Source organism: Pseudoxanthomonas taiwanensis, assembly GCF_010093135.1.
In the GTDB taxonomy this organism is placed as follows: domain Bacteria; phylum Pseudomonadota; class Gammaproteobacteria; order Xanthomonadales; family Xanthomonadaceae; genus Pseudoxanthomonas; species Pseudoxanthomonas taiwanensis.
Map to the genome: position 1 here is coordinate 1 of NZ_PDWK01000074.1, position 12,039 is coordinate 12,039.

At 72.1% G+C, this 12,039-nt stretch carries 9 protein-coding genes and 1 tRNA gene; 6 read left to right on the forward strand and 4 right to left on the reverse strand.

Annotated features, from left to right (window positions below):
- The coding region (locus tag CR938_RS12185) for an IS5 family transposase (RefSeq protein ID WP_162125275.1) at positions 1-530 on the reverse strand (530 nt) is incomplete at its 3' end.
- A gap of 135 nt (positions 531-665) precedes the next feature.
- On the opposite strand from CR938_RS12185, the gene cgtA reads away from it, so the two are divergent.
- Complete coding sequence (cgtA, locus tag CR938_RS12190; RefSeq protein WP_162125276.1) at positions 666-1,727, forward strand: Obg family GTPase CgtA; 1,062 nt, start codon at positions 666-668, stop codon at positions 1,725-1,727.
- Positions 1,728-1,806: 79 nt separating this feature from the next.
- Here the strand turns inward: cgtA and rpsT are convergent, their stop codons facing one another.
- Entirely contained in the window at positions 1,807-2,082 is a 276-nt protein-coding gene (rpsT, locus tag CR938_RS12195; protein WP_162125277.1) for a 30S ribosomal protein S20, read from the reverse strand.
- A 119-nt stretch (positions 2,083-2,201) separates the two neighbouring features.
- On the opposite strand from rpsT, the gene murJ reads away from it, so the two are divergent.
- The 5 genes from murJ (at position 2,202) to ispH (ending at position 9,196) form a co-directional block, all read left to right on the forward strand.
- Positions 2,202-3,818 carry a murein biosynthesis integral membrane protein MurJ gene (murJ, locus tag CR938_RS12200; protein WP_162125278.1) on the forward strand — a complete coding sequence of 539 codons (1,617 nt, stop codon included), beginning with the start codon at positions 2,202-2,204 and terminating at the stop codon, positions 3,816-3,818.
- Positions 3,819-3,914: 96 nt separating this feature from the next.
- Positions 3,915-4,865 (forward strand): bifunctional riboflavin kinase/FAD synthetase, encoded by a 951-nt coding sequence (locus tag CR938_RS12205; protein WP_162125279.1) that lies wholly within the window; start codon positions 3,915-3,917, stop codon positions 4,863-4,865.
- Positions 4,862-7,693: an isoleucine--tRNA ligase gene (ileS, locus tag CR938_RS12210; protein ID WP_162125280.1), complete on the forward strand. Its 2,832-nt coding sequence runs from the start codon at positions 4,862-4,864 to the stop codon at positions 7,691-7,693. Before CR938_RS12205 ends, ileS begins: the two co-directional genes overlap by 4 nt.
- 2 nt (positions 7,694-7,695) lie before the next feature.
- The gene (gene lspA, locus CR938_RS12215; RefSeq protein ID WP_162125281.1) at positions 7,696-8,193 is read left to right on the forward strand and encodes a signal peptidase II; all 498 of its coding nucleotides are present in this window, start codon (positions 7,696-7,698) and stop codon (positions 8,191-8,193) included.
- Positions 8,194-8,245: 52 nt separating this feature from the next.
- Positions 8,246-9,196, forward strand: a complete 951-nt coding sequence (ispH, locus tag CR938_RS12220; protein ID WP_162125282.1) for a 4-hydroxy-3-methylbut-2-enyl diphosphate reductase — start codon at positions 8,246-8,248, stop codon at positions 9,194-9,196.
- 17 nt (positions 9,197-9,213) lie between these two features.
- Here the strand turns inward: ispH and CR938_RS12225 are convergent, their stop codons facing one another.
- A complete protein-coding gene (locus tag CR938_RS12225; RefSeq protein WP_162125283.1) occupies positions 9,214-11,511 on the reverse strand; it encodes a DUF3772 domain-containing protein in 2,298 nt (765 codons plus the stop codon).
- Positions 11,512-11,679: 168 nt separating this feature from the next.
- Positions 11,680-11,755, reverse strand: a tRNA-Thr gene (locus tag CR938_RS12230).
- Positions 11,756-12,039 lie beyond the last annotated feature (284 nt).

Below are 12,039 nucleotides of genomic sequence, written 5' to 3' on the forward strand. Positions count from 1 at the left end.
GCGTTGCGATGCCCACCACCCGGTGGGTCCTTCGGCGTCCCATNCTTGGGACGGAAGCTCTTGTGCGAGGCCCACGCCTGCAGCAGCGTGCCGTCGACCGAGAAATGCTCGTCCGACATCAGGCCCCGCTTTTCCGCCAACCGCACCACCTCGGCCAGAAACTCGCTCGCCACCTCGTTTCCGTTCAAACGATCCCGGTTCTTCGAGAACACGGAGTGATCCCAGACCGGCTCGTCGATCGCGATACCGACGAACCAGCGGAACAGCAGGTTGTAGTGGAGCTGCTCCATCAGCATCCGCCCGCTCCGGATCGAGTAGAACAGCTGCAGCAGCTGCGCCCGCATCAGTTTCTCCGGCGCGATGGAGGCGCGGCCGGTATCGGCGTACAGCGCCGAAAACAGGCCGCTCATGCGCCTGAGCGCCTCATCGGCCAGCTCCCGAATGGATCGAAGCGGATGGTTCGCCGGGACGAAGTCGGCGAGCTTGGCGACCGTGAACAACGATTCCTGAGTGACGTCTGCACCGCGCATCCCACGCCCTCCACTATGGCTGAGGTCGATATCGCAAACAGAGGGCTTGAAAGCAAGCTCTGGCGCGGGAGAATTTCAACAAGCTGCTAGACTTGCACCCGCGTCCTCCTTCCCAACCCCCGGTCCGCCCCTGCCATGAAACTGGTCGACGAAGCTGAAATCGAAGTGATCGCCGGCGATGGCGGCAACGGCTGCGTCAGCTTCCGCCGCGAGAAGTTCATCCCGCTGGGCGGGCCGGACGGCGGCGACGGCGGCGACGGCGGCAGCGTCTGGCTGGAGGCCGACGAGAACCTGAACACCCTGGTGGACTTCCGCCACCAGAAGATCTTCCGCGCCCAGCGCGGCCAGAACGGCATGGGCCGGCAGATGTACGGCAAGGGCGGGGAGGACATCGTCATCACCGTGCCGGTCGGCACCGTGGTCACCAACGTCGAGACCGATGAGGTGATCGGCGACCTGGTCCGCCACGGCCAGCGGCTGCTGGTGGCGCGCGGCGGCAAGGGCGGCCTGGGCAACATGCACTTCAAGAGCTCGGTCAACCGCGCCCCGCGCCAGGCCACCCCGGGCGCGCCGGGCGAGCGCCGCACCCTGCGCCTGGAGCTGAAACTGCTGGCCGACGTGGGCCTGCTGGGCTTCCCCAACGCCGGCAAGAGCACCTTCATTCGCGCGGTGTCGGCGGCCACGCCCAAGGTGGCCGACTACCCGTTCACCACGCTCTACCCGAACCTGGGCGTGGTCAGTGTCGAGCCGCACCGCAGCTTCGTCATCGCCGACGTGCCGGGCCTGATCGAGGGTGCGGCCGAGGGCGCCGGGCTGGGCACCCAGTTCCTGCGCCACCTGCAGCGCACCCGCCTGCTGCTGCACCTGGTGGACATCGCGCCCATGGAGGGCGGGGTGGAGGGCGTCTCGCCGGCGCAGCAGGTGCGCGCCATCGAGCGCGAGCTGGGCAAGCACGACCCGGAGCTGCTGGCCAAGCCGCGCTGGCTGGTGCTCAACAAGGCCGACCTGATGTTCGAGGACGAGGCCGCCGCGCGGGCGCGCGAGGTGGTCGAGGAGCTCGGCTGGACCGGCCCCTGGTTCCTGGTCTCGGCCCTGGGCCGCGAGGGCACCTGGCCGATCATGCTCGAGGTCATGGCCTTCCTGGACCGGCTGCGCGCGGAGGAGGCCGAGGAGCGGGACGCGGATGCGGCCCGCTGAGACCCGGTGGCAGGCAACGAAAAACCCGGCCGGAGCCGGGTTTTTCGTGCATGCGGACGCTGTTGCCCGGAACGCGGCCTCAGGCGGCGGCGGACTTCAGCGCCTTGATGCGGGCATTCAGGCGCGCCTTGTGGCGGGCAGCCTTGTTCTTGTGGATCAGGCCGCGCGCGCTGAAGCGGTCCAGAAGCGGCTGGGCGATGGCGAAGGCGGCCTCGGCACCGGCGACGTCGTTGGCGTCCAGGGCCTTGATGACCTTCTTGACGGCGGTACGGAGCTGCGAACGCTGGGCGGCGTTGCGCGCATTGCGCACGACCGTCTGCTTGGCGCGCTTCTTGGCGGACTTGATGTTGGCCACGGCAGTGGATTCCTGGATAACTGGTTGCGGGAAATGGTGGAACCTAGCGAACGCGAAATTATGGAGGATTCAACCACTTGGGTCAACCGGCCCGGGGCGGCGGGGGCGGGGGGCGGCCGATGAGCGGTCCGCGCCTGCTGCGTTCGACCGCCGTGTTCTCGGCGATGACCTTCCTGTCGCGGGTCTCCGGCCTCGTCCGCGACCAGGTCTACGCCGTGGTCTTCGGCGCCAACCCGGCCATGGACGTGTTCGTGGCCGCCTTCCGCATCCCCAACTTCATGCGCCGGCTCTCGGCCGAGGGCTCGTTCTCCATGGCCTTCGTCCCGGTGCTGGCCGAGTACAGGGAGAAGCACGGGCCCGGGGCGGTGCGCGCGCTGATCGACCGGGTTGCCGGTGCGCTGCTGGCGGCGCTGCTGGTGGTGACCGGGCTGGTGCTGCTGGCCGCGCCCTGGGTGGCCCGGGCGATCGCGCCGGGCTTCGCCCGTGACCCGGCCACCCACGCGTTGTTCGTGGAGATGCTGCGCATCACTTTCCCGTACGCGCTGTTCATCTCCCTGGCCTCGCTGGCCGGCGGCATCCTCAACACCTGGCAGCGCTTCGCCATCCCGGCGCTGTCGCCGGTGCTGCTGAACCTGTCCATGATCGCCGCCGCCGTCGGGCTGGCGCCGCTGATGGGCGGCTCGGTGGTGGCGCTGGCCTGGGGCGTGTTCGCCGCCGGCATCCTGCAGCTGGGCTTCCAGCTGCCGGCGCTGGCGCGGCTGGGGCTGCTGCCGCGACCGCGCCTGGACCTGGCCCACGCCGGCGTGCGCAAGGTCATGACCCTGATGGTGCCGACCCTGTTCGGTTCCTCGGTGGTGCAGTTCAACCTGTTGCTCAACACGCTGCTGGCCAGCCTGCTGGCCGGCGGCAGCATGACCTGGCTGTACTACAGCGACCGCCTGCTGGAATTCCCGCTGGGGATGTTCGGCGTGGCCATCGGCACGGTGATCCTGCCGCACCTGTCCTCGCGCCATGCCGCCACCGATCCGGAAGGCTTCTCGCGCGCCCTGGACTGGGGCCTGCGCCTGTGCGTGCTGATCGGCGTGCCGGCGGCGCTGGGCCTGGTCCTGTGCGCCGGGCCGCTGGTGGCGACCCTGTTCCAGTACGGCCGCTTCGACGCCGAGGATGCGCGCATGAGCGCGCTGAGCCTGATGGCGCAGGCCCTGGCGGTGCCGGCCTTCCTGCTGGTGAAGGTGCTGGCCCCGGCGTTCTACGCACGCCAGGACACCAGGACGCCGGTGCGTGCGGCGGTGGTGGCGGTGCTGGGCAACGCCGGCGCGGCCGCGGGCCTGTTCGCGCTGCTGCTGTGGGGCCCCCAGGCCGGCCGCGCCGCCCTGGCGGCGGCCGGCGGGCGGCCGCTGGACGCGCTGGCCGGGCTGGAGGGCGGACACGCCGTGCTGGCGCTGAGCATCGCCATCGCCGGCTGGGCCAACGCCCTGCAGCTGGGCTGGCTGCTGCGCCGGACCGGGGTGTACCGCCCGCAGCGCGGCTGGGGCCGGCTGCTGCTGCAGGTGGGTGCCGGCGCCGTGGCCCTGGCGGCGGCGGTGCTGTGGCTGCGCGGGCTGTGGCCGGCGTGGGACGCCTGGGCCTGGTGGGAGCGGGCCTGGCGCCTGGCCGTGCTGGTCGGTGGCGGCGTGGCGGCCTATGGGGCGCTGCTGCTGGTCCTGGGCCTGCGGCCGCGCCACCTGCGCGCCTGAGCGGGGTGGGGATGGCCGGCGGAGGCTATACTTCATGGTTCGGCCCGCGGCCGGCGCGATGGCGCCGGCAGGGCGAAGATCCGGTCTATCCATCCGATGAGCAGGCTGTTCCGTGACGTCGAGGGCGGGTTGCTGTGCCCGCGCGGCAGCGTGGTCTGCATCGGCGCCTTCGACGGCCTCCACCTGGGCCACCGGGCGCTGGTGCGCCACACCGTCGCGCGCGCCCGCGCGCTGGGCCTGCCGGCGGTAGCCCTGAGCTTCGAACCGCTGCCGCGCGAGTTCCTCGCCGCGGCCAACCCGCCGCCGCGCCTGCTGCTGCCGCGCGGCCGGGTCGAGGGCCTGCTGGGGCTGGGGGTGGACCACCTGGGCCTGCTGCGCTTCGACGCCGCCTTCGCCGCGATGCCGGCCGAGGCCTTCGTCCGCCAGGTGCTGGTCGGCCGGCTGGGCGCGCGCGAGGTGTGGATCGGCCCGGAGTTCCGCTTCGGCCACCGCCGCGGCGGCGACCTGGCCCTGCTGCAGGCCATGGGCGCGGAGCTGGGCTTTTCCGCCGCGCAGATCGCGCCGGTGGAGGCCGCCGGCGGGCGCGTTTCCAGCACCCGCATCCGCGAGGCGCTGCGCGCCGGCGATTTCGCCACCGCCGCCGCGCTGCTGGGCCGGCCGTACACGATCGGCGGGCGCGTGGTGCGCGGCCGCCAGCTCGGCCGCACCCTCGGCTATCCGACCGCCAACCTGCGCTTCCCGAAGGTGCCGGCGCTGTCGGGCATCTACGCCACCTGGGTGCACGGCGTGGGCGAGCGGCCCTGGCCCTCGGTGTCCAGCTTCGGCACCCGGCCCACGGTGGAGGGCGTGGAGCCGCTGCTGGAGGCGCACCTGTTCGACTTCGCCGGCGACCTGTACGGGCGCCACATCGAGGTCGAGTTCGTCGCCAGGCTGCGCGACGAGGAGAAGTTCCCCGACCTGCCGGCGCTGATCCGGCAGATGCACCTGGACGCGCAACAGGCGCGTCACATCCTTTCCGAATCCGAACGACTGCGAGCCACGGCGTGAGCCAGGACTACAAAGCCACACTCAACCTGCCGGCCACCGATTTCCCGATGCGTGGCGACCTGCCCAGACGCGAGCCGGAGACCCTGGCGCGCTGGGAGGCGGAGGGCCTGTACGCGCGGCTGCGCGAGAACGCGAAGGGCCGCCCCCTGTTTGTGCTGCACGACGGCCCGCCGTACGCCAACGGCGCCATCCACCTGGGCCACGCGGTCAACAAGATCCTCAAGGACATCATCGTCAAGTCGCGCTATCTGGCCGGCTTCGACGCGCCGTACGTGCCGGGCTGGGACTGCCACGGCCTGCCGATCGAGATCGCCGTGGAGAAGAAGCACGGCAAGGTCGGGGTCAAGCTCGACGCCGAGCAGTTCCGGCAGAAGTGCCGCGAGTACGCCCTGGAGCAGATCGAGCTGCAGCGCAGGGACTTCAAGCGCCTGGGCGTGATCGGCGACTGGGACAACCCGTACAGGACGCTCGACTTCGCCTTCGAGGCCGCCGAACTGCGCGCCCTGGCCAGGATCGTCGCCAATGGCCATCTGGTGCGCGGCGCCAAGCCGGTGCACTGGTGCTTCGACTGCGGCTCGGCCCTGGCCGAGGCCGAGATCGAGTACCAGGACAAGGTCTCGCCGGCGATCGACGTGGCCTACGCCGCGCGCGACGGGCGTGCGCTGGCCGCCGCCTTCGGCGTGGAGTTGCCTCAGGGCGTCGAGGTGGCGGTGCCGATCTGGACCACCACGCCGTGGACCCTGCCGGCCTCGCTGGCCGTGTCGCTGGGCCCGGAGCTGGACTACGTGCTGGTGGAAGGTCCGGCGCGCGGGGACGGGCGTCGCTGGCTGGTGCTGGCCGAGGCCCTGGCCGACCGCGCGCTGCGCCGCTACGGCGTGGCCGACACCGTGGTCCACGGCCGCGCCAAGGGCGCGTGCCTGGAGGGCATCCTCCTGCAGCATCCATTCTACGCCGGGCGGGAGATCCCGCTGATCCTGGGCGACCACGTCAGTGCCGAGGACGGCACCGGTGCCGTGCACACCGCCCCCGGCCACGGCCAGGAGGACTACGCGGTCGGCAAGCGGTACGGCATCGTGGACCGCTACACCGCCGCGCAGATCAACCCGGTGGACGGCCGCGGCGTGTACCTGCCCTCCACCCCGGCCTTCGGCGCGCTGGAGCTGGCCGGCCTGCACATCTGGAAGGCCAACGACGCCATCGTCGAGGGCCTGCGCGGCAACGGCACCCTGCTGGCGCATGCGAAGCTGGAGCACAGCTACCCGCACTGCTGGCGGCACAAGACCCCGGTGGCCTTCCGCGCCACCCCGCAGTGGTTCATCTCCATGGACCAGGCAGGCCTGCGCCGCGACGCGCTGGAGGCGATCAGGCAGGTCGGCTGGTTCCCGGCCTGGGGCGAGGCGCGCATCACCGCCATGGTCGAGGGCCGCCCGGACTGGTGCATCAGCCGCCAGCGCACCTGGGGCGTGCCGATCGCGCTGTTCGTGCACCGCCAGACCGGCGAGCCGCACCCGCGCAGCGTGGAGCTGCTCGACCGCGTGGCCGACATCGTCGAGCAGAAGGGCATCGACGCCTGGTACGCGCTGGAACCGGCCGAGCTGCTGGGCGCGGAGGCGGCCGACTACGAGAAGGTCACCGACATCCTCGACGTCTGGTTCGACAGTGGCGTGACCCACGAGGGCGTGCTGCCGGCGCGCGGCCTGCCCAAGCCGGCCGACCTGTACCTGGAGGGCTCGGACCAGCACCGCGGCTGGTTCCAGTCCTCGCTGCTGACCGGCGTGGCCATCGACCGTGCCGCGCCGTACCGGCAGTGCCTGACCCACGGCTTCACCGTGGACGAGCACGGCCGCAAGATGTCCAAGTCGCTGGGCAACGGCATCGAGCCGCAGGAAATCATGAAGACCCTGGGCGCGGACATCCTGCGCCTGTGGATCGCCAGCACCGACTACAGCAACGAGATGGCGCTGTCGCAGGAGATCCTCAAGCGCATCTCCGACGCCTACCGCCGCATCCGCAACACCGCGCGCTTCCTGCTGGCCAACCTGCACGGCTTCGACCCGGCGCGCGACCTGCGCCCGCTGGATGACATGGTCGCGCTGGACCGCTGGATCGTGCACCGCGCCTGGGAGGTGCAGGAGAAGGTCAAGGCGGCCTACGACCGCTACGACTTCGCCGAGATCGTGCAGGCCCTGCTGAACTTCTGCAGCGTGGACCTGGGGTCGCTGTACCTGGACGTGACCAAGGACCGCCTGTACACGATGGGCGAGGACTCGCGCGGCCGGCGCAGCGCGCAGAGCGCGATGTTCCGCATCGCCGAGGCCTTCGTGCGCTGGATCGCGCCGATCCTGAGCTTCACCGCCGACGAGGTGTGGCGCCACCTGCCGGGCCAGCGCAAGGACAACGTGTTGTTCGAGACCTGGTACGAGGGCCTGGCCCCGCTGCCGGCCGACGCGCCGCTGTCGGCGGCCGACTTCGAGCGCCTGCTGGCCCTGCGCGACCAGGTGGCCAAGGTGCTGGAGCCGATGCGCGCCAACGGCCAGATCGGCGCGGCGCTGGAGGCGGAGATCACCATCACCGCCGGCGCCGACACCGTGGCGTGGCTGCAGCCGCTGGCCGAGGAGCTGCGCTTCCTGTTCATCAGCGGCGACGTGAGCGTGGAGCCGGCCGGCACCGAGGACGTGTTCGTCAACGCGCGGCCCACCACCAAGCCCAAGTGCGTGCGCTGCTGGCACTACCGCGCCGACGTGGGCGCGGTGGCCGCGCACCCGGAGCTGTGCGGCCGCTGCGTGTCCAACATCGAAGGTCCGGGCGAAGACCGGAAGTGGTTCTGAGAATGGCCGCCGCGCGCCCCAACGCCATGCCCTGGCTGCTGCTGTCGGCGGCGGTCATCGGCCTGGACCAGTGGAGCAAGGCCTGGGTGCTGTCCAGCCTGCCCGAGTACACCGCCGTGCCGGTGGTGGAAGGCTTCTGGAACTGGTACCGCACCTACAACACCGGCGCCGCGTTCAGCTTCCTCGCCAGCGCCGGCGGCTGGCAGACCGTGTTCTTCACCGTGCTGGCCCTGGCGGTGTGCGCGCTGCTGGGCACCTGGCTGTGGCGCACCCCGCGCGGGGCCTGGCGCCAGGCCGTGCCCTACGCGCTGGTGATCGGCGGCGCGCTGGGCAACGTGATCGACCGCCTGGTCCACGGCCACGTGGTGGACTTCATCCAGTGGTACTGGCGGGACTACTACTGGCCGGTGTTCAACCTCGCCGACACGGCGATCGTCGCCGGCGCTGTGGGCATCGCCCTGGCCGGCCTGGCCGACGGCCGCCGCAAGACCGGTTCATGATCCCCGTGCCAAGCTATGGGCCGGCTAGTCCCGGCCGGAACGACTGACCCCCATGGACGTCCTGCTCGCCAATCCCCGCGGTTTCTGCGCCGGCGTCGACCGCGCCATCGAGATCGTCAAGCGCGCCATCGAGACCCTCGGTGCGCCGATCTACGTGCGCCACGAGGTGGTGCACAACCGCTTCGTGGTGGACGACCTCAAGCGCCGTGGCGCCATCTTCGTCGAGGAGCTGGACGCGGTGCCGGACAACGCCACGGTCATCTTCAGCGCCCACGGCGTGTCGCGCGCGGTGCGCGAGGAGGCCGAGCGGCGCGGGCTGAAGGTGTTCGACGCCACCTGCCCGCTGGTGACCAAGGTGCACCTGGAGGTGGCGCGCCACTGCCGCGCCGGCCGCGACGTGGTGCTGATCGGCCACGCCGGCCATCCCGAGGTCGAGGGCACGATGGGCCAGTGGGACCGCGAGGGCGGCGCCGGCCGGATCTACCTGGTCGAGGACGTGGAGGACGTGGCCACGCTCGAGGTCGGCCAGCCGGACAACATCGCCTACACCACCCAGACCACGCTGTCGGTGGACGACACCCGCAGCATCATCGAGGCCCTGCGCGCCAGGTTCCCGGCCATCCAGGGCCCGAAGAACGACGACATCTGCTACGCCACCCAGAACCGCCAGGACGCGGTGCGGGTGCTGGCCCGGCAGTGCGACCTGGTGCTGGTGGTCGGCTCGCCGAACAGCTCCAACTCCAACCGCCTGGCCGAACTGGCCCGGCGCGAGGGCGTGGAGTCGTACCTGATCGACGGCGCGCACGAGATCGACCCGGCCTGGGTGCAGGGCAAACAGTGCATCGGCGTGACCGCCGGCGCCTCGGCGCCGCAGGTGCTGGTGGACGGGGTGATCGAGCGGCTGCGCGGGCTGGGCGCGACCAGCGTCGGCGAGCTGGAGGGCGAGCCGGAGGACATGGTCTTCGCCCTGCCCAAGGAACTGCGCCTGCAGCTGGTCGACTGAGCCGGCGCGAGCGCCGGCTAGCCCAGGCGGATGCCCCGGTCGCGCAGGTTGCGCAGGATGGTGAACAGCAGTTCGCTGCGCACCGCCGAGGCTTGGCGCGGGGAGGGCACGAAGCCGGTGGCGGCGAACACGATGCGGTCGGTGGTGATGCTGTCGATCTGCACGCCCGGCGCCGGCGCCTCCATGACCGCCGGATGGGCGCGGAAGGCCTCCAGCAGGATCGCGCGCACCTGGTCGGCGTCGGTGGTGGCCAAGGGCAGCGGCAGCAGGATCTTCACCAGCCCCTCGGGATTGGCGTAGGTGCGGTTGCGCACCGCCTTGGTGATCAGCTCGGAATTGGGCACCAGCACCGTGGTGCGGTCGCTGGTCTGGATCTCGGTGGCGCGCACGTTGATGCGGCGGATGTCGCCCTCGGCGTCGCCCACCACCACCCAGTCGCCGACCTTGACCGGGCGCTCGGCCAGCAGGATCAGGCCGGAGATGAAGTTCTGCACGATCGCCTGCAGACCGAAGCCGATGCCCACCGACAGCGCGCTGGCGATCCAGGCGATGCGCTCCAGGCTCACGCCGATGGCCGCCAGCGCCATGGCCAGGGCCAGCACCATCCCGGCGTAGCCGGCCAGGGTGGCCACCGAGGCGCGCATGCCCTCGTCCATGCGGGTGGTGGGTAGGAAGCGCCGCTCCAGCCAGCGCCGGAACAGGTACAGCAGCAGGCTCGCGCCGGCGAACACCAGCAGCGCGCGGGCGATGTTGCCCGGGCTGAGCACCAGCTCGCCGATGGTGATGCCGCGCAGCAGGCGCAGGGTGCGCTCCACTAGGTCGGTGCCGCCCGAGCCCCAGGGCAGGGCCAGCAGGATCAGCGCCGCCAGCGCCACCAGCAGGCGCAGGCCCGCCGACAGCAGCACCGCAGTGCGGTCCACCAGGCGCGGCTCGATGCCGAAGCGGGTGTTGATCCGGCGCCCGGCCACGCCGCGCGAGGCCAGCAGGGTGCACACCAGGTCGTCGGCGAAGCGCATCGCCAGCCAGGCGGCGGCCACCACCGTCACCGCCCAGATCAGCTGCAGGCCGATGAAGGCCGCCAGGGCCACGTAGCCGGTCAGTAGGCCGAGGACGGACAGGCCCACGCCGATCCAGCCCAGGCTCACCGCCAGGTTCATCCACGGCCGGAAGTGGGGGCGCGGGGCCCCGTCGCCGGCCGCGCCCGACTGCAGGCGCTGGATGCGCAGCAGCACCGCCAGCACCAGCGCCGTGCACAGCACTGCGGTCAGGCCGGTGACCGCCACCGCCAGGTCCAGGCTGGTGCGCGCCTGCGCCACCACCATGCGGGCGAAGCTGGGCACGGCCACCACCAGCGCCACCGGCAGCGGGAACCGGCGCAGTGCCCGCGCACCCTCGTCGGAGATGGCCGGCAGCCGCCAGGACGGCCGGTCCACCGACAGCAGCGCGCGTCCCAGCGTGGCGGCCACCGTCACGAACACCGCCAGTCCGGTCGCCCGCCCGGCCAGCGCGGCGCGGCTGGCCGGCAGCGTTTCCGGCAGCAGCGCGCCGCGCGGCAGCTGGACCACGCACAGCGTGGCCAGCAGCGCCAGCAGCACCCGTGCCATGGCCGGGCCGGAGCGGCGCAGCGGGCCGGCCGGGGTCCGCGCCGCCACCAGCGCGGGCAGGCGCCGGCCCAGCCACGCGGCGCCCAGGGTCAGCAGCACCGCCAGCGCCAGGCTCACTGCCGGCTGCAGGGTGCCCTCCCGCCAGTGGCCGCGGGCCGCGTCGGCCGCCTGCCGCCACAGCGCCTGCAGGCGCGCGACGTCGCGCGGCGCGCTGGCGCCCAGCTGGCGCCAGAACGCCGGCCGCCACGGTGGCGGGGTCCGTTCCAGCAGCAGTTCGCCGAAGCGCTGCTGGCGCAGCGCGGCGATGCGGTCCAGCAGCTGCCCGCTTTCGACCAGCGCCAGCCGCGCCTGGCGCAGCTGCGCGTCCAGCGCCGCGCGCTCCTGCAGCAGGGCCTGCCGCTCGCGCGCCACCTCGGCCGGCTCGGGCTGGCCCGCCGGCGGCTCGCCCAGCCCTGCCAGGCGCGCGTCCAGGCTCTCCAGCTCCGGGGTGCGTGCGTCGATCAGCGCCTGCGCCGCTGCCTGGATGTCCAGCACCGTCTCGCGTGCCCCTGCCAGGTCGGCGTCGTTGTCGTAGCGCTCCAGGCGGGTGGCGATCGTCTCCAGCTGGCGGCGTGCCTTGTCCAGGTCCGGCCCGTCCGCCCGCACCGGCAGGGCGAGGCAGGCCAGGAGCAGGAACAGCAGTGGGCGCAGCAGCAGGGCGGTTCGGCGCATGGGCGATGCGGTGGCCGGGAAGGCGGTTACGTTAGCACCCGGCGCGCGTGGCCATGGCGGCCGGCCCTGCAGGCGCCGCGCCGGCGGCGTCCCGGACGGCGCCGCCGAGGCAGGCGGCACGGACGCCCGGAAAGACGAACGCCCGGCACGGGGCCGGGCGTTCGGAACTGGTGCCGGAAATAGGATTCGAACCTACGACCTACGCATTACGAATGCGCCGCTCTACCAGCTGAGCTATTCCGGCGGGTCAGTGGGCTGACACGATCGGCAATTCTACCGGGTCCGGTTCCCGCGCGCCAAGCGCCGGGCTGTCGCGTTCCCGGTGGCGATGCGGTTGCGCGGGGGCGTGCCTGCCTTTCACGCGCCGTCGCCGGCCGATGGCGATGACCATGCATGCGCTTGGGAAGGTCTGAACAACTCCGCCCGATTGCGCGACAATGCCTCACCGTGATCGGGGTGAGTGCGATGCAGCTGTCGTTCGGTGATGCCGAGGGTCTGGGGAGCCGCAAGCGCACGCGGCGCGAGGTG

Excerpts from the sequence above, each read along its gene's own strand:
- CR938_RS12225 (WP_162125283.1), bottom strand. The coding sequence starts at position 11,511 with ATGCGCCGAACCGCCCTGCTGCTGCGCCCACTGCTGTTCCTGCTCCTG.
- cgtA (WP_162125276.1), top strand. The coding sequence starts at position 666 with ATGAAACTGGTCGACGAAGCTGAAATCGAAGTGATCGCCGGCGATGGC.
- lspA (WP_162125281.1), top strand. The coding sequence starts at position 7,696 with ATGGCCGCCGCGCGCCCCAACGCCATGCCCTGGCTGCTGCTGTCGGCG.
- CR938_RS12205 (WP_162125279.1), top strand. The coding sequence starts at position 3,915 with ATGAGCAGGCTGTTCCGTGACGTCGAGGGCGGGTTGCTGTGCCCGCGC.
- ispH (WP_162125282.1), top strand. The coding sequence starts at position 8,246 with ATGGACGTCCTGCTCGCCAATCCCCGCGGTTTCTGCGCCGGCGTCGAC.
- murJ (WP_162125278.1), top strand. The coding sequence starts at position 2,202 with ATGAGCGGTCCGCGCCTGCTGCGTTCGACCGCCGTGTTCTCGGCGATG.